Source organism: Actinopolymorpha sp. B11F2, from assembly GCF_040195635.1.
GTDB lineage: Bacteria > Actinomycetota > Actinomycetes > Propionibacteriales > Actinopolymorphaceae > Thermasporomyces.
Genome location: NZ_JBEFTX010000025.1, coordinates 89,022 through 109,971, shown reverse-complemented (window position 1 = coordinate 109,971; position 20,950 = coordinate 89,022). Strand labels below are relative to the sequence as shown.

The following is a 20,950-nucleotide window of genomic DNA, read 5'->3' as shown; positions in this document are numbered from 1 at the left end:
CCGCGTGACCTGCACCAGCCGCTGAGCCTCCTCAGGCTCCAACTCCCGAACGAATACCTCAGGCTGACGTGCCATGACTCACCTCCAGGCACAGCCTCCCAGGCGCAGCCCAAGCCAGCACGAGCGGACACGATTACAACGCCAACGTTGCTTGATGCGGCACTAGTAGGGGATTGTCCGATCAACCGTCGAATGCGCCCCTTCTCGCTGGCCTTTTCCCGTTTGGGCGCCGGCCTCGCTGCCACCACCGGCTTAGGCCCCGCCGCGTCCAGCCAGGCGGAATACGAGACTTGATCGAGACGCTCGAAACCTGTCAACCACAGAGGCTGTTGTCGACACTGACCCACGCACGATTTCATGCCACGCGACCAGCGAGCCAGCTGTAACTAGAGAGAGTCAGTGCCGCCTGACCTGCGGAAACCTTGGAGCCGCCTGTGGGAATCGAACCCACGACCTACGCATTACGAGTGCGTCGCTCTGGCCGACTGAGCTAAGGCGGCTTGCACCCGAAGGCACGGCCGTTGAGCATACCTGGCGGGCGAAGTGATCACGGATTCACCCCGCCGTGCCGCCTGGTCAGGCCGGGCAGTGGGTGCCGTTCTCGGGCGGCTTGCCGTCGATCAGGAACGCCTCCACGGCCCGGTCGATGCAGGTGTTGCCCTGCATGTACGCGGTGTGCCCGTCGCCGTCGCGGCTCAGCAGGACGCCGGCGTCGAGCTGCTCAGCCAGGCGTTCGGACCATTCGTACGGCGTGGCCGGGTCTCGGGTCGTGCCCACCACCAGGATGGGGCGGGTCCCGGTCGCCTTGATCGCCGCCGGTTTGCCCGTCGGCTTGACGGGCCATTCGGCGCAGGTCAGGGAGCCCCACAGGATGAACGAACCAAACCGAGGCGACGCCTTCTCGAACGCCGGCTCCTCGGCCCGGGCCTCCGCGACGGACGTCAGGTCGGGCCGGTCGAGGCAGTTGACCGCGAGGATCGCCTCGCCGGAGTTGGACCGGTATCGACCGTCTGGCCCACGTTCGGCGTACTCGTCTGCCAGCGCGAGGAGCCGGCTGCCGTCGCCGTCGAGGGCCGAGCCGAGGGCAGTACGCAGCCGGGGCCAGTACTCCTTCACGTACAACGGCATCACGATCCCGGTGGTCGCGAGCGCCTGGGTGAGCTGGCGGGACTCCCCCGTCGGCAGCGGTGACCGGTCGGTCCGGGCGAGCAAGTCGTCGAGTGTGCGGTAGGCCTCTTCGGTCGTGGTGCCGAGCGGACAGCCGGACCGGCGTACGCAGTCGGTGATGAACGCGCGCAGCGCCACCTCGAACCCCTTGGCCTGCTCCAACCCGAGGTCGCGTGCGGTCAGCGTGGGGTCGATGGCGCCGTCCAGCACCAGCCGCCCGGCCCGCGACGGGAACAGCCCGGCGTAGGTCGCGCCGAGGAACGTGCCGTAGGACTTGCCGAGATAGGTGAGCTCCTCGTCGCCGAGGGCGCTGCGCAGGATGTCCATGTCGCGGGCGGCGTCGACGGTCGACACGTGCGGCAGGAGTTCTCCACTGCGGGTCTCGCACCCGGCGGCGAAGCGGCGGGCGATGGAGAGCAGGTTCTGCTGCTCCGCGGCGGAGTCGGGCGACCCGTCAGCGGCGAGGTACGTGTCCATCTCCTTGTCGCTCACGCAGTCGACCGGCGTGCTCTGCCCGACGCCGCGCGGATCGAAGCCCACGATGTCGTAGCGGTCGAGCACGGGACGGCTGATCACGAACGGTGCCGCCGCTGCGTACTCGATCCCTGACCCGCCCGGGCCGCCGGGGTTCACGACCAGGGAACCGAGCCGGTTGTCGTTGTCCCGCGCTCGGACCCGCAGGACTGCCAACTCGATCGAGTCGCCCTCCGGTTTGGCGTAGTCGAGCGGGACCTCGAGCGTCGCACACTCGAACGACTCCCCGGAAGCACACGACTGCCAGTCGAGCTGCTGTTCGTAGAAGCGCCTCAGATCAGCGGGTACGCCCGACGGTACCGGCGCGGGCTGGTCGTCGCGGGGGGCAACCGTGGGCTCCACGGGTCCCGCGCCCGAGCCCGCTGACCCTTCACGTCCTGCGTCTGCCGCCTTCGGCGCCAGGGCGCATCCTGCCAGCAGCGCGTAGACGATCAAGCCCACCAGAGCCGCGACGGCACCTGCACTCCGCGTACGTCGCACTCACGTCACCCTTCTGCCGCGGCTGGCGGCTGCCTGGTCGGCTGCATTGTCGCCCCTGGTCGACGGCATGTGTCGCCTGGTCGGCTGGTCTGTCTGCCGGCCACCCTACGGGCCCTGCCGGCTTGAACTCTGCCGGAGGGAACTCTGCCGGAGGGAGATGAGCATCGCCTCCACGGCGAGGAGGGGTGCGACGTTGGCCGTGATCGCCTCCCGACACGCGAGGATCGCGTCGATGTGCCGGAGGACCTCCTCCGGCGGCGTCGTGGCGGCGCGCGCCTCGATCTCGGCGCGCAACTCCTCGTTGACGAGGGGGGCACCGGCCCGCATCGCCACGACCAGGACGTCGCGGTAGTACGCCACGAGGTCGAGCAGCGCCCGGTCGAGCGAGTCGCGCTGGAACCGTTTGGCGCGTACCTTCTGCTGGTCGTCCAACTCCTTCTGCACCGACTGCAACTGGCGCGACCTGCCCCGCCCGCCGCGGTTTCCGGTGGACATGCCGTACGCATGTTCCAGCTCGGCCTTCTCGGCGGCATCGAGCTCGGTGGTCGCCGCGCGGGCCTCGTCGGCGGCCAGCCGCACCAGGCTCGCGGCCGCGTTCACGCAGCCGGCGAGGTCGCCGAGTTGGCGGGGAACGGCGAGGACCTGGGCCCGGAGTTCGCGAACCTCCGGCTTGGTGGCGAGCGCCCTGGCGCGGCCGATGTGGCCCTGGGAGGCGCGGGCGGCAAAGCTGGCGAGCTCGGCATCGACGTCATACCGACGCCGCAGGACCTCGGCGACCGCCTCGGTCGGAGGAGTACGCAGGACGAGCAGCCGACACCGCGAGCGGATGGTGGGTACGGCGTCCTCGACGGTGGGGGCGCACAGCAGCCAGACGGTACGCGCGGCCGGCTCCTCGAGGCTCTTGAGCAGGGCGTCGGCCGCCTGTTCGGTGAGCCGGTCGGCATCCTCGACGACGAGGATCTGCCAACGCCGCCCGACCGGAGACATCGCCGACTTGCGGACCAGCTCGCGGATCTCGTCGACCCGCAGCGACAGCTGGTCGGTGCGAATCAGGGTGACGTCGGGATGCGTACCAGCCAGGGCCGTACGACAGGCAGAACACTCGCCGCATCCCTGGCGTTCGCACTCGAGAGCTGCCGCGAACGCCCGCGCGGCGTTGGACCGGCCGGATCCCGGCGGGCCGGTGATGAGCCACGCGTGTGACATCCCCGCCGCCGCCGAGCCAGCCGGCGCCGCGTCGGCATCTGAGGAACGGCCGGCGATCCGGGCAGCGGCCGCCTGCGTGGCGGCGCGTAGGGCGGCGATCGTCGGCTCCTGGCCCACGAGGTCGGCCCACACTCCCTCGCCGGCAGCCACCACGTCGGCAGCGTCGGTCAGCGGGTCTGCTTCGGGCACCGGCCCGCTCATGGGACCTCCTTCGTCGGCTTCATGACCAGGATGCAGTGCGGAGTCTCGGACCCGGAAACGAGGAGATTGTCGACCGGCTGACTGTGGGGTGACCGCACGCCGTTCGGGTCATGTCTGGGCCTCTCGGCCGCTCGACGCGCGTTCCTGTGCGCTCCGGCCGCGGGTACGAAGCAGGTCGTTGCGCTTGCCGGGCGAACCCTCGCCCTCCGTACCACCCTCTCCGCCCGCCTCGGCCGGCGCACCATCCTGGGCGGGGGCACCGCCCTCAGCCGGCGCACCATCTTCGGGCTGTGCACCATCCTCAGCGGGCGCACGATCCTCGGGCGGCATACCATCCTCGGCCGGCGCACCATCCGCAGCGGACCCGCCGTTCGAACCGGTCGTACGCGCGTCGCCGGCCGCTGTCGCACCCGCCTCGGGCACGCCCGCGCCCTCGGCCGTGGCCGAACCGGTGGTCTCCCGTACGCGGAGATCGACGAGCAGCGGCTCGACCCGTTCTCTGATCCGGGCGGCTATCTCGTCGGGTGGCGCGGTCGCGTCGAGGACGAGGTACCGGTCGGGGTCGAGTGCGGCGAGGTCGAGGAAGTGTTGGCGGGCGCGCTGATGGAACTCCAGCGGTTCGCGTTCGAGCCGGTCCGGCGGCCCGTCGCCGCGAATCAGCCCCACCTCGGGCGGCACGTCGAGCAGGACGGTCAGATGTGGGCGTAGGCCTTCGGTGGCCCAGCGGCAGAGCCGTAGCACCTGCTGCTGGCTGAGGTCCCGCCCGGCTCCCTGGTAGGCGAGCATCGTGTCGACGTACCGGTCGGTGATGACGACCGATCCCTCCTGCAGCGCCGGGCGGATCATCGTGTCGACATGCTCGGCCTTGTCGGCGGCATAGAGCAGCGCTTCGGCCCGCGCGGAGATGTGGCCGCTGTGCAGGAGCAGCTGGCGCAGGTCACGCCCGACGTCCGTGGCGCCTGGTTCGTACGTCACGACGACGCCGAACCCCTGGGGCCGTAGCCACTCGGAGAGCAGCCGCGCCTGCGTCGACTTGCCTCCGCCTTCACCGCCCTCGAGCGCGATGAAGAGCCCGACGTCGGAGGACACGCCCCGGTCGTAGCCGGAGAACACCGCCCGGACCTCGCGTGCGAGGGGGACGCCGGCGCGGTCGTCCATCTGTCGGTACGACACGACGCCGATGACGGTGGCGGCGATGCCCGCGAGGAGGAACGTGATGGCCGCGCCGTTGTAGGTCAGGCTGGCCCCGCCCGGCAACTTCACCCGATGGGCACCGATCGAACCGGCGATCGCCGGGGCGGCGGCGAGTACGGCGGCGAGCGCGATCTTGGTGAGGCTCTGGACAAACGCGAAGGTCCGCCCGCGGATCGAGTCCTCGACCTCCAGCCCGAGCAGGGTGTAGCCGTTGATCCAACTGATTCCGGCGAACAGGCCGAGGAGCACGGTCAGGAACGCCACGAGCACGAGGTTGGGCAGCACCGCGACGGCCGTAAGCGCGATGCCTGCCGCCGTGAGGGAGAGGCCGAACATCCGCCGCCGCGACAGGCTCGGCAACAGCCGTGGCCCGATCGCCATCCCGGCGGAGAGGCCGAGGAAGAGCGCACCGAACAGGACGCCGTAGCCGGCTTCGGCACCGCCGAGGTCGGAGACGTAGGTACGACCGAGCCCGATGACCACACCGGCGGCGGCGAACGCGCCGACGACGCCGATGACGAGTCCGCGGATGAGCCGGTTGTTGGCGACGAACTGCCAGCCCTCGACCACGGCACGGATGACGGACGGCTGCTCCTCGGCCTCGTGCGTGGTCGGCCGGCCGGACACTTCCCGGAGCCGGGCGACGACGACGGCACCGACGAGGAAGGTCGCTGCGTTGAAGTACAACGCGAGGTCGACCGAGTCGGTGAAGATTCCGAGCGTCGCGGACAGCGAGCTGCTCACCAGCGCCAGGACCGTGAACAGCAGTGCGGCCGGCAGAGCGGAACCGTACGTGGTGGCGAGGGAGATCTGGTTGGCGGCGGCGAGTCGTTCGCGGGGTACGAGGTTGGGGACGGCGGCGTCCTTTGCCGGAAGCCACACGAGGCTGACCGCTTCGATCAGGACGGTCGCGACGAACAGCCACCACAGGGTGCCGACGACGGGGATCGACGCGAACAGCGCGAACCGGATGACGTCACCGACGACCAGCGTCCAGCGCCGGTCGAGCCGGTCGGCGATGTAGCCGCCGAGCGGTCCGACAATGACGGCCGGCAACAGGCGTAGCAGCAGGACGCCGGCGATCGCGAAGTTTTCCGCGCGGTAGTCGCCCTCGGCGAGCTGGCCGGCCATCGCCGTGAGCGCGAGCAGACCCAACCAGTCACCGAGGCTGGACAGGCCCAAAGCGATCCACAACGTGCGGAACGGGGCGATCCGAAGAACCGCACGTAGGTCCTGCATGGACCCCGAGGTGCCGTGCGCGCCTCGGCCGGTGGATCGCTCTCGCTCAGACACTCGGCCAGCCTAACCAGGGTGTGACGACCTGCTACTCGACACCAACGTAGCCCCGCCCACCGACCACCCTGCGTGTTTTCGGTCGACGAGTCGGGCAATGTCCGACAGCCCGCGTCCAGCCCACTTCGGCGACGTCCGGCTCAGGAGGCTTGACCTGGCTTCGCCGAAGCCGTCAGCGCTTCTTCGCCGTCGCCTTCTTCGTCGCCGACTTCTTGGCAGTGGTCTTCTTCGCTGCCGACTTCTTCGGCGCCGCGGCCTTCTTGGTCGTGGACGACTTCTTGGTCGTGGCCTTCTTGGTCGCCGCCTTCTTGGCGGCGGTGCTCTTCTTCGTGGCCTTCTTGGCCGTACGCCGACGCGGGCTCGGACCCTTGGCCCGCTTCTCCGCCAGCAGGTCGGCGGCGCGTTCGAGGGTGACGGACTCCACCTCGTCGTCCCGGCGCAGGGTCGCGTTGGTCTCCCCGTCGGTGACGTACGGACCGAACCGGCCGTCCTTGATCACCACCGGCTTGCCGGTCTCGGGGTCGTCGCCCAACTCCCGCAAGGGCGCGCTCGCCGCTCCACGCCGCCCACGCGTCTTCGGCTGCTTGAACAGCTCGAGGGCACCGTCCAGCGTGACCGTGAACAGCTCCTCCTCCGCACCGAGCGAGCGGGAGTCGCTGCCCTTCTTGACGTACGGGCCGTAACGGCCGTTCTGCGCGGTGATCTCCTCGCCACTGTCCGGGTCCTTGCCGAGCGACCGCGGCAACGACAGCAGCCGCAGTGCGTCGTCGAGCGTCACCGTGTCGAGGCTCATCGACTGGAACAGCGACGCCGTTCGCGGCTTCGTCCCCTTGGGTACGTCGTCGGGCAGGACCTCGGTGACGTACGGCCCGAATCGGCCCGCCTTGGCGACGATGGTGCGTCCGCTGTCGGGTTCGACACCCAGTTCGTGCTCGGCACCGGCCGGCTGGCTCAGCAGTTCGCGGGCGCGGTCGAGGGTCAGCTCGTCCGGCGGCAGGTCGTCGGGGACGTTCGCCCGCTTGCCTTCGCCGTCCTCGACGTACGGACCGTACCGGCCGACACGCACCGCGATCCCGTTGGTGCTGCCGCCGTCACCGTCTCCGTCGGCGACGAAGAGCCGGAACGTCGAGATCTCCCGCGCGTCGATTTCGCCGAGCTCGGTGACGAGGTGCTTCAGCCCGTCCTCGCCGTTGCCGAAGTAGAAACGGGCCAGCCAGGTCTGCATGTCCGACCCGCCACGGGCGATCTCGTCGAGCGCGTCCTCCATGCTGGCGGTGAAGTTGTAGTCGACGAGGTGGCCGAAGTGCTGCTCCAGCAGGCGTACGACCGCGAACGCCAACCACGTCGGCACCAGCGCGGTGCCCTTCTTGTAGATGTAGCCGCGGTCGAGGATCGTGCCGATGATCGAGGCGTAGGTCGACGGCCGGCCGATCTCCCGCTCCTCCAGCTCACGCACCAGCGTCGCCTCGGTGTAGCGGGCCGGCGGCCGGGTCTCGTGCCCCTCGGGAGCGACCCGGGTCGGCACGAGCGTGTCACCCTCGACGACATTGGGCAGCCGCCGCTCGGCGGAGTCGGTCTCGGCGGTGGGCTCGTCGACGCCTTCGACGTAGGCCTTCAAGAAGCCGTGGAACGTGATGACCTTGCCGGACGCGCTGAACTCCGTGTCCTCACCGGAGCTCGCCCGGGCGCCGACGCGGATCGTCACGCTGCGGCCCTGGGCGTCGCGCATCTGGGATGCGACCGTGCGCATCCAGATCAGTTCGTACAGCCGGAACTCGTCACCACGAAGCCCGGTCTCGGCCGGTGTGCGGAAGCGGTCACCGGAGGGCCGGATCGCCTCGTGCGCCTCCTGCGCGTTCTTCACCTTGCTGCGGTAGACCCGCGGCGCGTCAGGCAGGTAGTCGTTGCCGAACAGCTGCCGCACCTGTGCCCGTGCCGCCGAGATCGCGGTCTCGGACAGCGTGATGGAGTCGGTACGCATGTAGGTGATGTGGCCGTTCTCGTACAACCGCTGCGCCACCTGCATGGTGCGGGCGGCGCCGAAGCCGAGCTTGCGGGCGGCCTCCTGCTGCAGCGTGGTCGTACGGAAAGGTGCGTACGGCTTGCGGGTGTAGGGCTTGGACTCCACCCCGCGGACCGTGAACGTCGAGGACCCCAGCCCGCTTGCCAGCGCGGTCGCCCGGGCCTCGTCGAGGTGGACCACCGTGTCGCGCGAGGAGTCCTTGAGGCCGCCGTCGGAACCGAAGTCGCGGCCGACCGCCACCCGGCGCCCGTCGACGCTGACCAACCGGACCGCCAGCGCGCGCGGGTCCTTCGTCTCGCCCGCGTCGAGGTCGGCCACGATGTCCCAGTACGCCGCCGCCCGGAACGCCATCCGGTCACGCTCGCGATCGACCACCAGCCGGGTCGCGACACTCTGCACCCGGCCGGCCGACAGGCGCGGCATGACCTTCTTCCACAGCACGGGAGACACTTCGTAGCCGTACAGGCGGTCGAGGATCCGACGGGTCTCCTGCGCGTCGACCAGATGGTCGTTGATCGAACGCGGATTCTCGACGGCCTGGTTGATCGCCTCCCGCGTGATCTCGTGGAAGACCATGCGGTGGACGGGCACCTTCGGCTTGAGCTCGTCGAGGAGGTGCCACGCGATCGCCTCGCCCTCGCGGTCCTCATCTGTCGCGAGGTAGACGGCACCGGCGTCGGAGACGAGGTCCTTCAGGCGCTTGAGCGTGGGCTTCTTGTCCCGCGGTACGACATAGAGGGGTGCGAACCCCTGGTCGACGTTGACACCGAGCCGGGCCCACGACTCCCCTTTGTACTTCGCGGGTACCTCGGATGCGCCGCCCGGCAGATCACGGATGTGGCCCACGCTCGACTCCACGACATAGCCCCGGCCGAGGTAACCGGCGATCGTCTTCGCCTTGGCAGGCGACTCGACAATCACGAGCCGGGGACCGTCCTCGGTCGACCGGTGCGTCTTCTTGGCGGGCACGTTATACCTCTCTTTATGTCCCTATCTGTGCGTCCGGGCGGTGCTACTTCGTACGGGTCGTGCCGTGGCGCGGCCCGCTAGACGGTAACCGTACGGCGGCCGGCAACGTTGCGCGGGTGCCTCTTTCGTAGTTGCCCGTTTCGTGGCGACCTGAATATCGAGACCCCACGCCTACCCACGTCAGAGCCCCTTTTTCACACCCCGGAGTACGACCGAGCACGACGTACCACGCGAAAGCGGCCAACCAGGATCCCACGACCTACCATGCGAAGTGTGAGGGTACGTCGGGCCGCAACCCCACGCACACTCGCTGTCCTCTCCGTGGGAAGTCTGTGGCTTTTTGCGGCGATGCTGGCGAGTTGTTCGGCGGGGTTGTCAGAGCCGACTGACGACCGCGTAGGGACGCCGGGTGGGTCGGCATCGGCGGCGGACTCGACGCCCGCCGACGGATCGCGACGCCCGTCGGCCGGCACGTCGGCTGGTGCCTCGGGCCGTGCGTCGGGCGACGGGTCACGACACCCCGCCCCAACGGGTTCTCCGTCGAGTCCGGACCCGACTCCACCGACCGTCACCGTGGCGGTCGCAGGCGACCTCATGCTCGGGCGCCGGGTCGGCCAGCGGCTCGCGCAGGCCGGTGACCCCGCGGCCGTGTTGCGTCCCACCGCCCGCCGGCTCGCCCGCGCCGACATCACCGTCGGCAACCTGGAGAACACTCTGTCCCGGTTGGGGTCGCCCACCCAGGGCGGCGACTCGTTCGGGGCGTCTCCGCGGGTACGGGCCGGGCTCCGACACGCCGGTTTCGACGTCCTGTCGCTCGCCAACAACCACCTGGGTGACTACGGATCCCGGTCGTTGGTGGAGACGGTCCGGCTGGTCCGCGAGGGCGGGTTCGTGCCGGTGGGTGCGGGTGCGAATGTGGCCGAGGCGTGGCGGCCCGCGATCGTCGAGCGCGAAGGGGTGACCTTCGGGTTCCTTGCGTTCAACGCGATCGGTGAGACACCCCGTGCCGGGCCGGACTCCCCTGGCGCGGCAAGCGTCGCGATGGCGCCACGAACCGGGCCGCTGAGCGCCGCCGACCTGGCGCGGGCGACGTCGGCCGTACGTACGTTGAGACGTGAGGTCGACGTGGTGATCGTGCTCCCGCACTGGGGCGACCAGTACACCCATCGACCGGTGCCCGACCAACACCGGGTCGGACGCGCCCTCATCGACGCCGGCGCCGACCTGGTGGTGGGCGGGCACCCGCACTGGGTTCAGACCGCTGAAGTCCACCGCGGCCGGCCACTCGTGCATTCGCTGGGCAACTTCGTGTTCGACATGGACTGGAACAGCGAGGTTCGGGAGGGTGTCGTCCTCGAGGCGACGTTCGCGGGGGCGCGGCTCGTGTCGGCCCGGTTCGTTCCGTACGTGATCGGCTCCGACTTCGCTCCCCGGTGGGTGTCAGGCGGCAGAGCGCGGGCGATCCTGGCCGACCTGGGCCCTGACGCCGAGCGGATGAGGGGACCCCTCACCTCATAGGTTCATGGCAGGGGCACCCTCGCCCAACGCACGTTCGCCACAGGGGCACCCTCACCCAAGTCCTGGAGCGACTCCATCCGGGTCGAGGGGCGCCGCACCGTCGAGGGTGGACGAGTCGAGGGTGGACGAGTCGAGGTCGGCGACCTCGATGGCGAACATCTCGCGCACGCCGACCACCCCACCAGGTGTGATGAGGAGTCCGCGGCCGGTGGTCGTACGCCGGACCCAACCGCAGTCCAACAGGGCCGCCAGCACCGCCGCACCGAGCGCGCCGGCGAGGTGGCTCCGGCGCTGCGTCCAGTCCAGACACGGTCGGGCGAACTGCCGTCGGGCGTTCCGGCAGGCTTGCACGTCGACTCCCAACCGGGCGAACGCCGCATCCCCGTCCGGACCGACCTCGTAGCCGGCGCCGCTGCCCTGCAGGCCCGGCACCAGCCACTCGCGCCCGACCATCCGCTCCAGGACCGCGACACCAAGCGCCCCGGCCAGGTGGTCGTAGCAGGACCGGGCCGTACGGAACGCCCGGGATCCGTTGGCCTGGCGCAGCGACTTCACCGGTGTCGTGGGACAGATCAGCGCCAGCGCCTCGAGGGCCTCCGCCACGTGGGCCCCGGCCAGTTGGAAGTACCGGTGGCGGCCCGCGTTGACCACGGCGAGCAGGCCACCGTCGACGAGGGCGGCGAGATGTTCGCTGACCGTGGATGGGCGTACGCCGGCCAGCCGGGCCAACTCCCCCGCAGCCAGTGGCCTGCCCTCCATCAACGCATCGACCACGGCGGACCGTGCCGGGTTGGCCAGCAGACGCGCCACCGCCGCGAAGTCCGTCGCCATCCGGTCCAGCGTAGTGCGAGCACAGTTCGGGAGGTACCGAAGTGTCGTGTGCCTACGGTTGCCGGCATGGACCCGATCACCCCACCCTCGCCGAACGAGCACGGCACATCCACCGGCACATCCACCGGGACCGGTTCCTGCACATCCACCTGGACCGGCGCCGACAATCCCGGAGCGGCGGTCGCCGCCGGAGTCGACCGCACTCTCGCCTTCGCGCGCACCTGGCTCGCGTGGGACGGGCGGCCCCGCGTCGCCGAAGGCGGGGAACGCCTCTACACCCCCACAAGGCGATCCGCCGCCACACCCATCATCTGGTCGACCACCTGGCCGAGATCGAGGCGCTGCTCGGCGGACACCCGACTCGGACCGACGAGTGGCGGGCCAGCGCCGTCACCGTCGCAAGTGACTGGGCAGTGTTCACCGAGGCCGACCGGGACGAGGCGGAGCAGTGCCTGCGCCGCCTCGCCGACCTCTACGTCCACCGGCTGGCTGCGGCGGGACCGGCCGAGTGGGACAAGCCGCGTGACCCGAACTGGACGCTCCGGCAGGTCGCCGAGCACGTGGCTTCGCCGTGGTACGCCGAGCAGGTCGGAGACCTCAGCTGAACTGCCCCTGGAGCCCGCCTGTGGGAGGTTGGCTGTCACCGGGAGCGGAGCCACTCCCACACCAACCGCCCGCTGCGGTCGAGCGATGACCGGCTGACGGCACTCGGTCGGTCGGCCGCGCTGTGGTAGCCGGAGAACGGGTTACCCCCGACCCGGGCCGCCGCGATACCCGCCTTCTCGAACGACCAATGGTCGCTGGACTGGTTGGTGCCTCGGGTGACCGGTACGCCGATCCGCCGCGACGCCGCAACGAGCGCCCGCGCGACGGTGTCCGGGGCCCGGCCGCCGGTACGGATCCGCACCGACTCCCCGACTCCCACCCGGTCCAGCGACACCATCTCGCGGATGGCGCGGCGTCGCGCGAGGGGCAGTGTGCGTGCGTAGTGGCGGGATCCGAAGTGGTGCCACGCGTCGCCGGGACCACGCGGCTCCTCCGCACCGAACGCGACGAAGAGGACCGGCAGCGCCGGCACGCGCGGTTCATCCCCGGCCGCTCCTCCTCTACGTGGTGGTGCCGTGCCGCCGCCCGCGACCGCGGCCAGGCGGGCCAGCTCGAGCATGACCGCGACCCCGGACGCGTTGTCCTCCGCCCCGGGCGCCTGGGGCACGGTGTCCAGGTGCGCCCCGACCAACCGGTGCGGCCGGAGCGGGTCGAACCCGGGCAGTGCCGCGATGACGTTGTGGGTACGCCCGGACGGGACACGGACACCCCACGAAATTCCGGCAGGTACGCGGAGCGGTTGGCGTACGACGTCATAGCCAGCGACGCTCAGGGCATCGGCGACCACCTCGGCAGCCCGGCGGAACGCGGCCGACGTGGCCTCGCGCGGGCCGATCCGACCGGCCAGCAGCTGGACGGTCTCCCGCGCGGAACCGGCGTCGAACACCGCCGGAGCCAATGGTGTCGCCGCGGTAGGCGACACCGATGCGGTCGGCGTCGTGGGGGCGGCGGTGTCCGGCGACGTCGGGGACGGCCGGCCGCTCGACGGACTCTGTGTAGCCGTCGCCGTCCCGGAACCCCTCGGCGTTGTCCGACCGCCAGCGTCTCCACCCGGTCCGTCGGTGCCCTGGTCGCGGCAGCCGGCGACCGTGAGCAGCCCGGCGGCCCAGGCCGTCCACGTCGTACAGAAATCGCGCCGTCGCACGCCTGATGTCTAGCCGACCACCACCGAAACCGAAAGGTAACCCTCGAGGATCAGCTGGCGGATCCGGGGCACGAGCCTGGAACGGAGCGCGCACTCGTCGTCCTCCAGCAGGGTGGCCAGTGCGCCGATGATCTGCCCGGTGGTCATCGATCCGTCACACGCGCCGACGAACCCCGCCTCGGCCGTGTCGACCTGTACCGCCCGGCACAGCCCCGACCGCTGCCGGAGTACGACATACTCCGGATGCGCCGCACCCGGTCGTCCCCACTGTTCCTGGTCGACGTCGGCCGCGAGGCGTAACCGGGCCGCCAGCAACGTCTCCTCGTCGTACGCCCGCATCAGGTCGACCGCCTCGAGCCATCGGGTGACCTCCTGGCCCAGCGGTTGCGCGACGGGTCCCGTCCACTCCTCCACCCAGGTCTCGCGGGCGCCGGGCCTGCTCGCGCGCAGGTGCGTGCCCAACGCCTCGTCGACCGCGGACGGCCCGTGGGGCGCGGCACCGGAACCGTCGCGCTGCAGGGTGATCCAGCCGTACCCGATGGCCTCGACGTTCTGCGCCTCGAACCATGCGAGCCACTCGTCGTAGCGTTCGCGGTAACCCGGGGCTCCGTGCCCACCGGCGTCCTTGAGCCACAGCTCGACGTACTCGGCCGGGTCGGTGACCTCGCGTTGCACCACCCACGCGTCACAACCGGTACGCAGCCAGCTGAGCAGCCGCTCCCGCCAGTCCTCCTCGCGGACGTGCATCCAGCTGGCGAGGATCTGGCAGACACCGCCCTCCGCGAGGTAGCGCGGCGCCTCCGCGACGATCCGCCGGCACACCTCATCACCGGCGAGCCCGCTGTCGCGGTAGACGAGTCCGCCCCGCGGGGAGATGACGAACGGCGGGTTCGACACGATGAGATCGAACCGCTCACCGTCGACCGGCTCGAAGAGGTTGCCGTGGCGGAACTCCAGCTGGGCTGGACCTTCGTCGCGCTCGCCCCCGCCCGGCGGGTCGGCCACCGAGATCCCAGCCAGGCCCGCGCTCAGGCGGGCCATCGCGAGCGCACGCGGGTTGACGTCGGTCGCGACGATCCGGCCCACGTGGCTCGCGAGGTGGAGCGCCTGGATGCCGCAGCCGGTGCCGAGGTCGAGCGCCCTGCCGACCGGGCGGCGTACGGTCAGCTGCGCCAGTGTGGTCCCGGCACTGTTGACGCCGAGCACGTGGTCCGGTGGGACGCCCGGCCGGGCGCCGTCCATGCCCGGTGTGAGGTCCGCGACCACCCACCAGTCCGTATCGGTGGCGCCGGCCGCGCCTGCCACGCCCGGGACGGCCTGCGCCCCGGGGCTGCGAGCCTCGGAGCTGCGAGCCCCGGAGGAGGTGCCTGCGGGGATACCGGTCGCTCCGTACGGCCTGATGTCGACGAGCGCGCACACCTCACTGCCGTACGCATGCAGGATCCCGGCGGCGACCAGCGGCGCGAGGAGTTCCGGCAGCGCCTTCTCCACCTGGGTCCGCGCCACGGGTACCTGCAGCAGCCACAGCCTTGTCAGCGTCGCGAGTGGTCCACCGCCGGCGGTCGCCCGGAGCCCCGGTGTGGTCTCGTTGCGGTGCAGCGCGGCGAGGGCGAGCGGCCCGAGCAGGTCGTGTACGCCCCCGACGGTGTAGCCGACGGCTGCCAGGTGCTCCCGGAGCCGGGCAACGACATCCGAGGACAGGTCATCCATTGGTCGCATCGAGGGCAACGTACCCGGCCAGGTCAGCCGCGCGTGTGTCCGGACCGCCGTCGGAGCTGATCAGAACTGCCCTGCGCCGAGGTTCACGCCCGCGTCCTCCTGGGCCCCACCCCCAGCTGCGGCGGCCCGGGCGCCACGGCGGCGGCCGCCCGGACGCAAATGACCACGCTGAGCAGGTCCCTGGTACCAGGCACAGGCACGGACTCATGGCCCTGGTCCTCAGGCATGCTCAGCGTGGTCATTGAACGCGCTCGCGACTGGGTGAGCTTCAGTCGCGCAGCTCACTCAAGGGCCGGCGACCGGTTCGGGGTGTTTGTCGTTCTCCTCCGACGCGCCGATCGCGATCGGCCGACGCTTGGAGACCGTGACCGCGGCGACGACGACGAGCACCGCCGCGACCGCGATACCCACCCGCAGGGGTGTGTTGGCACCCGACCCGACCGAGAGCTGCACGATGGCCGGCGCGATGAGGACCGCGACCAGGTTCATCACCTTGATCAGCGGGTTGATCGCAGGTCCCGCGGTGTCCTTGAACGGGTCACCCACGGTGTCGCCGATCACCGTCGCCTCGTGTGCGGCCGAGCCCTTGCCGCCGTGCGTACCGTCCTCGACCAGTTTCTTGGCGTTGTCCCACGACCCGCCGGAGTTGGCGAGCAGGATCGCCATCAAGGTGCCAGCCGCGATCGCACCGGCGAGGTAGCCGGCGAGTGGGCCGACACCGAGGCCGAAGCCCACCGCGATCGGCGCCATCGCCGCCAGCAGACCCGGGGTGGCCAGCTCGCTGAGCGAGTCCTTGGTGCAGATGTCGACCACCCGGCCGTACTCGGGCTTGCCGGTGCCGTCCATGATCCCCGGGATCTCGCGGAACTGCCGGCGCACCTCGAAGACGACGGCACCTGCCGCGCGGCCGACCGCGTTGATGGCCAGACCGGAGAACAGGAACACCACGGCGGCACCGAGGATGAGCCCGACCAGGACGTTCGGTGAGTCGACCGAACGCAGGAACGCCGAGCCACCCGCACCGACCTGCTCACCGACGGCGGTCAGCGTGGTCGAAACCGCGTCGTTGTACGACCCGAACAGCGCCGTCGCCGCCAAGACGGCCGTAGCGATCGCGATGCCTTTGGTGATCGCCTTCGTGGTGTTGCCCACAGCGTCGAGCTCGGTCAGCGTCCGTGCGCCCTCGCCGTCGACTTCGCCCGACATCTCGGCGATTCCCTGGGCGTTGTCGCTCACCGGGCCGAACGTGTCCATCGCGACGATGACGCCGACCGTCGTCAGCAGGCCACAGCCGGCGAGCGCGATCGCGAACAGCGAGACGATCACCGAGCCGCCGCCGAGCAGGAACGCGACGTAGACCGCGCCACCGATCACCAGGGCGGTGTAGACAGCGGACTCCAGTCCCAGCGCGAAGCCGGAAAGGATCACCGTCGCGGCACCTGTCAACGACGTCTTGCCGACATCCTTGACCGGCCGGTGCTCGGTGCCGGTGAAGTAGCCCGTGAGCGAGAGGATCACGCCGGCCAGCACGATGCCGAGAACGACCGCACCCGCCGCGATGAGGCGCGGGTTGCCGTCGAGTGCCGCGATGCCCTCCGACACGCCGGAAAGGGCTGCGAACGACGACGGGAGATACAGGAACGCGGCGATCACACACAACACACCCGAGACCACCGCGGAGATGTAGAAGCTCCGGTTGATGGTCCGCAGGCCGTTCTCGCCCTGGCGCGGCTTGGTGATGTAGACACCCAGCACCGCTGTCAGCGCGCCGAGCGCGGGAACGATCAGCGGGAACACCAGGCCGTGCTCGCCGAACGCTGCCTTGCCGAGGATGAGCGCCGCGACGAGCATGACGGCGTAGGACTCGAACAGGTCGGCGGCCATGCCCGCGCAGTCGCCCACGTTGTCGCCTACGTTGTCGGCGATGGTCGCGGCGTTGCGTGGGTCATCCTCGGGGATCCCCTGCTCGACCTTGCCCACCAGGTCGGCGCCGACGTCAGCGGCCTTCGTGAAGATGCCGCCGCCGACCCGCATGAACATCGCGAGCAGCGCGGCACCGAACCCGAAGCCCTCCAGCACACTCGGTGCGTCACCGCGGTAGAGCAGCACGACGATCGCGGCGCCGACCAGACCGAGTCCGACCGTCGCCATGCCGACCGTGCCGCCGGTGCGGAACGCGATCCGCATGGCCGGATCTCGCCCCTCCGTCTGGGCGGCGGCGGCCACCCGGACGTTGGCGCGGACCGCCAGCCACATCCCGAGATAACCGATGAGGGCGGAGAAGCCCGCACCCACCAGGAAGAAGAGGGAACGTCCGATCCGGATGTCCCAGTCGCCAGGCAGCAGGAACAGGACGAGGAACACCAGAACGGCAAAGCCGGCAAGCGTCTTGAACTGCCGGTTCAGGTAGGCGGAAGCACCTTCCTGGACACCTCGGGCGATCGTCTGCATCGTCGCGGTGCCTTCGCTGGCGGCGAGAACCTCGCGCCGGAAGACCGCACCCATGACGAGTGCAACCGCGCCTATGCAGGCGACGGCCACGACCAAGCCGAGATTGCCGCCACTGAGCGAGACGGCGTCCCCCTCGGCAGCGAGTAGGAACGCGGACATTCGTCCTCCTTGACGGGGGCTTCCTCGGTCCCCTTTGTGGCGCCCCGACGTACGGGCCGTACGGACAGATCAACCGGATCCGAGGGCGAACCGGCTCCGGACCGGTGGGGCGGGACTTCGCGCGGATGCCGCGCCTGCACGTCACCGCCCCAGCCGGGCGCAGACATGCCCTCGGGGTTCAGGCTCCGTCCGTACCGTAAGGCTCAACACCGGCCAGCAGCGTCGGAGGCACATGGACAGCTGGCGCCACCGGAGTTCAATCCGGGGCGGGCCGGAGTCTAGCGTGCCGGCAGCACCCGGGAAGGACCTGACCCCCGTCGGGAGTGTTGCGGGGGGTGACGGTCCGCTACCGGGGACGACGTGTTGCCGCGGACCGGTCGAGTGTCTGATCAAGGAGTGAGCGCGGACGCCAGGAACCGCCGGGCCACGTCGGCGTCGCCCTCGACCGTGAGCTGATCAAGGTCGAGGCGCTTCCACAGTGCCAGCAGCAGGTCGACCGCGTCGCCGCGGATCTCGGCCACCGCCTGGCCACCAGCGCCGGGGTGTGGCGCGCCGCCGAGATGCGGTCCGGTGATCTTCGGAGCGGTGTCCGGACAGGGGGCGAGCAGCCAGAGCTCGGGCCGATCCGTGCACCTCAGCGTCAGCGGCCCCGCCAGGTCGGGGTGACGCTTCGTGTACGCCGCGACCCGCGGCAGCCACGTCGAGCACCTCACCGATCCCGTCCACGGCGAGCCCGGCGTCATAGTGCGGCGTACGGCCGAGCGCAGACTCCGCATCGACCAGATGCATCGCAAGCTCGTGCGCCTGCCGGCGGGACCAGTACGCCGCGACCCGGTAGCCGCGCTGGTGCGTCCAGCACGCCTGGGCCGGATCGGTTCGTGCGAGCGTTTCGAGCAGCAGTCGGACCTGCTGGTCGTACCACTCGGTCAGCTCCGCGCCGGTTGGCGGCGTGGCTGGGGTCATACGCTCCGGCCGTTCGGCCGCCCCGCTGGCAACGATGGACGCCGCCCACTCGTGGACAGCGCCCAGATGAGCCACCAGATCGCGGAGCGTCCAGCCCGGGCAGGTCGCAACGGGCGTGTCCTCCGCCCCGTCCCGCACCACCGTCTGCAGCTCAGCGGCCGCGGTGCGGATGAACGCCTGGTACTCGCGTGGCGTGAACGATCCGTACGGCTGATCCGTCATTCGCCGGGCGCGGGCGAGGCCGTAACCGCCTCGTCTACCGAGTCGTGGATCGGGAACACCTTCGTGAGGCCGGTGATGCGGAAGATCTTGAGGAGCCGCTCCTGAGTGCAGACGATGCGCAGCGAGCCGTCATGGGACCGCACCCGCTTGAGGCCACCGACCAGCACACCGAGCCCGGTCGAGTCGAGAAAGTCCACACTCTCCATGTCGACGACGAGGTGATAGTGGCCGGCGTTGACCAGCTCGACCATCTTTTCCCGCAGCCTGGGCGCCGTGTAGACGTCGATCTCTCCGGCGACCTCCACCACCATATGGTTCCCTGTGGGGCGGTTCGAGAGGGAAAGGTCCACGAACTCCTCCAGCACTTCACCGACTTGGGCCTCTGGAATTCAACCATTCGAGGCGACAGCGCGATGTTATGGGGCAAGTGGGCAGCCGCGCAGGGTTATCGCCCGGCACTCCCCAAGCGGGTGGTTGGCGGTAGCCCGGTGTGACGGTGTCCGGCGTGACCTCCCGCGAGCTACGGCGGCTTCCGTCCGACGGCCCGGACGTCGGAAGTGCTCTTCGTGACAGGGGGGAAGTCGGCGGCGGCCGAGCAGGCCGCCGCGCCGACACCGGCCGGATCACCATGTTCGATGTTGGGGTACGACGGAAATCCTGGCAGCGCGGGCTTCGCCGAGCGCGGGCTTGATGCGGCTGCCGCACGGCTGGGGCGACACGGAACGCGATCGTTAGCTGTCGGGGCGCGGAGGAGTGCCCCTGATGCGTACTCTCTCCGAAGTGTGGGAATAGGAACAAACCACTCAACAAGCACAGATCGGTTCGGCTGCTGGACGTGCTGCCGGCGCGGGCGGCCGAGGCCACGTCACGCACGCGGGGTCCGCCGGACGAAGGAGCTGACGCAGGGTCATGATCGTCATCGGACTCGTCGTTCTCGTGGCTGTCGCCGCGGTGTGCGCCGGTGTCGTGGTGGGCGGAGCGCAGGAGACCACCGTCGGTATCGACCGGCTCCTGATCCATGGCACGACCGCGACCTTCTTCCTCATCGGCGCAGGCACCGCCCTGGCCACGGTGCTCGGCCTGTGGTGCGTGGTGGCCGGCATCAGACGCTCCGTTGCCCGCCGGCGCGAACGACGGGAGTACGACGACGATCAGGGCGGTCCCGGTGTTTCGGACATCGACGAAGGTGCGCGCCTGTAGCGACCCGGCGGCACCGTCCCACGCACGTGTTGCCCGCGCCCTGGCTCGGATGACGAACCACTCGCCGGCGAAGCCCGGCACCCGACTCTCGACGGTGACCTCCACCACGTCCTGCGCGGCCAAACACGCGGTCATCCGGACACGGTGACCGCGCGCGATCCGGGCGGCAAGACCACATTGATCTCCCAGATCCCCACTGACGGCTGCCGCCGCCGACAAGGCGGCGAGATCGGCGGCGCTGTCGGCGCGGCGGCCGGCGGACACGACGGAGACGAGGGTCGCCGCCAAGGCACCCGCCATGACCACCAGCGCCGCGACGGCGAGCACCCAGAGCGTGCCGCTACCACGCTCGGACCGAGCCTCGTCCAGCCGATCCCATCCCCGGGGGACCTCCTCGACGGACTGAGCGACGCTGCGTCGTCGTCGCGGGGTGCGGCGAGCGGCTCCCTCCAGAGTCGTCATGACATCCCCGGCTCGAGAGCGACGACAGCCCGGGCGGAGACAGGTACCGGAGGAAGTCGCGACAACACCCGCCACCGGGGCCGGGCGTCAACCACGACGTCGACGGTGGCGAGTCCACCCCCGATGCGTACGTCGATCCAGGCTCCACGAGGTGCGCTGCGGCGTCCTTCGGATCGACTCGCCGCCACGGTCTCGCCCCGGGCCACAGCGCGCGCGGTGTCCCGAGCCGCGTCCATGCACCGAGCCTGCAGCGAGACCACGGTGACCGCCCAGACCATGCCGAGCGTCACGACGACCAGCGCCATGAGGGCGAGCGCCGCCTCCGCGGTCACCATGCCGCGCTCGCCCTCTCGTGTCTGCCGGTTCGTTGTCATGCCGCAAGGTTGAGTGCCGATGTGACGACCCTCATCAGGAGTTGCTGCACCTGCTCACTGGTCAGCAGCTTGATGAGAAGCGCCGCGAAGCTCGCCGCCGCGACGGTGCCGATGGCGTATTCCGCGGTGGTCATCCCACGCTCGTCGGCGCGACGAGCAGTGCCTGCTGTGTGCATGGCGTACCTCCTGGTGGAGACCGGCGACCGGCCGGAACGGCTTGCCCGGTGGGGCGTA

At 70.3% G+C, this 20,950-nt stretch carries 15 protein-coding genes, 1 tRNA gene and 2 pseudogenes; 3 read left to right on the top strand and 15 right to left on the bottom strand.

What is annotated here, in order from left to right; all coding sequences use genetic code 11:
• Nucleotides 1-423 precede the first annotated feature (423 nt).
• The 5 genes from ABN034_RS31730 to topA all read right to left on the bottom strand — a co-directional run bounded on the left by ABN034_RS31730 (nt 424) and on the right by topA (nt 9,067).
• Nucleotides 424-500 (bottom strand) — tRNA-Thr (locus ABN034_RS31730).
• 76 nt (nt 501-576) lie between these two features.
• Nucleotides 577-2,181 carry an alpha/beta hydrolase gene (locus ABN034_RS31725; RefSeq protein ID WP_349694651.1) on the bottom strand — a complete coding sequence of 535 codons (1,605 nt, stop codon included), beginning with the start codon at nt 2,179-2,181 and terminating at the stop codon, nt 577-579.
• A gap of 105 nt (nt 2,182-2,286) precedes the next feature.
• A complete protein-coding gene (locus ABN034_RS31720) occupies nt 2,287-3,588 on the bottom strand; it encodes a DNA polymerase III subunit delta' (RefSeq protein WP_349694650.1) in 1,302 nt (433 codons plus the stop codon).
• A gap of 108 nt (nt 3,589-3,696) precedes the next feature.
• Nucleotides 3,697-6,075, bottom strand: a complete 2,379-nt coding sequence (tmk, locus tag ABN034_RS31715) for a dTMP kinase (protein WP_349694649.1) — start codon at nt 6,073-6,075, stop codon at nt 3,697-3,699.
• A gap of 172 nt (nt 6,076-6,247) precedes the next feature.
• Nucleotides 6,248-9,067: a type I DNA topoisomerase gene (gene topA, locus ABN034_RS31710; protein WP_349694648.1), complete on the bottom strand. Its 2,820-nt coding sequence runs from the start codon at nt 9,065-9,067 to the stop codon at nt 6,248-6,250.
• 573 nt (nt 9,068-9,640) lie between these two features.
• Here topA and ABN034_RS31705 point away from each other — a divergent pair.
• Nucleotides 9,641-10,585, top strand: a complete 945-nt coding sequence (locus tag ABN034_RS31705) for a CapA family protein (RefSeq protein ID WP_349694647.1) — start codon at nt 9,641-9,643, stop codon at nt 10,583-10,585.
• A 51-nt stretch (nt 10,586-10,636) separates the two neighbouring features.
• On the opposite strand, the gene ABN034_RS31700 is transcribed toward ABN034_RS31705, so the two are convergent.
• On the bottom strand, nt 10,637-11,416 hold the full coding sequence (locus tag ABN034_RS31700) for an ArsR/SmtB family transcription factor (protein WP_349694646.1): 780 nt from the start codon (nt 11,414-11,416) through the stop codon (nt 10,637-10,639).
• 230 nt (nt 11,417-11,646) lie between these two features.
• On the opposite strand from ABN034_RS31700, the gene ABN034_RS31695 reads away from it, so the two are divergent.
• Nucleotides 11,647-12,021 carry a hypothetical protein gene (locus ABN034_RS31695; protein ID WP_349694645.1) on the top strand — a complete coding sequence of 125 codons (375 nt, stop codon included), beginning with the start codon at nt 11,647-11,649 and terminating at the stop codon, nt 12,019-12,021.
• A 35-nt stretch (nt 12,022-12,056) separates the two neighbouring features.
• Here the strand turns inward: ABN034_RS31695 and ABN034_RS31690 are convergent, their stop codons facing one another.
• From ABN034_RS31690 to ABN034_RS31670, 6 genes and pseudogenes are all read right to left on the bottom strand, one after another.
• Nucleotides 12,057-13,166 (bottom strand): M28 family metallopeptidase, encoded by a 1,110-nt coding sequence (locus tag ABN034_RS31690; RefSeq protein ID WP_349694644.1) that lies wholly within the window; start codon nt 13,164-13,166, stop codon nt 12,057-12,059.
• A 9-nt stretch (nt 13,167-13,175) separates the two neighbouring features.
• Nucleotides 13,176-14,885: a DUF7059 domain-containing protein gene (locus ABN034_RS31685; protein ID WP_349694643.1), complete on the bottom strand. Its 1,710-nt coding sequence runs from the start codon at nt 14,883-14,885 to the stop codon at nt 13,176-13,178.
• Nucleotides 14,886-15,170: 285 nt separating this feature from the next.
• Entirely contained in the window at nt 15,171-17,495 is a 2,325-nt protein-coding gene (locus ABN034_RS31680) for a sodium-translocating pyrophosphatase (protein ID WP_349325682.1), read from the bottom strand.
• A 389-nt stretch (nt 17,496-17,884) separates the two neighbouring features.
• A complete protein-coding gene (locus tag ABN034_RS31675; protein ID WP_502879127.1) occupies nt 17,885-18,238 on the bottom strand; it encodes a hypothetical protein in 354 nt (117 codons plus the stop codon).
• Nucleotides 18,174-18,680 (bottom strand): annotated as a pseudogene (locus ABN034_RS34695) (maleylpyruvate isomerase family mycothiol-dependent enzyme); the annotation flags it as partial. The gene ABN034_RS31675 and the pseudogene ABN034_RS34695, both read right to left, overlap by 65 nt.
• Entirely contained in the window at nt 18,677-19,030 is a 354-nt protein-coding gene (locus ABN034_RS31670) for an STAS domain-containing protein (protein WP_349325684.1), read from the bottom strand. The gene ABN034_RS31670 and the pseudogene ABN034_RS34695, both read right to left, overlap by 4 nt.
• A gap of 559 nt (nt 19,031-19,589) precedes the next feature.
• On the opposite strand from ABN034_RS31670, the gene ABN034_RS31665 reads away from it, so the two are divergent.
• Complete coding sequence (locus ABN034_RS31665; protein ID WP_349694641.1) at nt 19,590-19,880, top strand: hypothetical protein; 291 nt, start codon at nt 19,590-19,592, stop codon at nt 19,878-19,880.
• 42 nt (nt 19,881-19,922) lie between these two features.
• Here the strand turns inward: ABN034_RS31665 and ABN034_RS34690 are convergent.
• The 3 genes and pseudogenes from ABN034_RS34690 to ABN034_RS31655 all read right to left on the bottom strand — a co-directional run.
• Nucleotides 19,923-20,342: pseudogene (locus ABN034_RS34690) on the bottom strand (Rv3654c family TadE-like protein); the annotation flags it as partial.
• Nucleotides 20,339-20,716, bottom strand: a complete 378-nt coding sequence (locus ABN034_RS31660) for a TadE family type IV pilus minor pilin (protein ID WP_349694640.1) — start codon at nt 20,714-20,716, stop codon at nt 20,339-20,341. The gene ABN034_RS31660 and the pseudogene ABN034_RS34690, both read right to left, overlap by 4 nt.
• On the bottom strand, nt 20,713-20,892 hold the full coding sequence (locus ABN034_RS31655; RefSeq protein WP_349694639.1) for a DUF4244 domain-containing protein: 180 nt from the start codon (nt 20,890-20,892) through the stop codon (nt 20,713-20,715). Before ABN034_RS31655 ends, ABN034_RS31660 begins: the two co-directional genes overlap by 4 nt.
• Between the last annotated feature and the right edge of the window lie 58 nt (nt 20,893-20,950).

Coding starts and splice junctions, on each gene's coding strand:
- ABN034_RS31720 (WP_349694650.1), bottom strand. CDS start 3,588: ATGAGCGGGCCGGTGCCCGAAGCAGACCCGCTGACCGACGCTGCCGAC.
- ABN034_RS31700 (WP_349694646.1), bottom strand. CDS start 11,416: ATGGCGACGGACTTCGCGGCGGTGGCGCGTCTGCTGGCCAACCCGGCA.
- ABN034_RS31685 (WP_349694643.1), bottom strand. CDS start 14,885: ATGCGACCAATGGATGACCTGTCCTCGGATGTCGTTGCCCGGCTCCGG.
- ABN034_RS31680 (WP_349325682.1), bottom strand. CDS start 17,495: ATGTCCGCGTTCCTACTCGCTGCCGAGGGGGACGCCGTCTCGCTCAGT.
- ABN034_RS31675 (WP_502879127.1), bottom strand. CDS start 18,238: ATGACGCCGGGCTCGCCGTGGACGGGATCGGTGAGGTGCTCGACGTGG.
- ABN034_RS31665 (WP_349694641.1), top strand. CDS start 19,590: ATGATCGTCATCGGACTCGTCGTTCTCGTGGCTGTCGCCGCGGTGTGC.
- ABN034_RS31660 (WP_349694640.1), bottom strand. CDS start 20,716: ATGACAACGAACCGGCAGACACGAGAGGGCGAGCGCGGCATGGTGACC.
- ABN034_RS31655 (WP_349694639.1), bottom strand. CDS start 20,892: ATGCACACAGCAGGCACTGCTCGTCGCGCCGACGAGCGTGGGATGACC.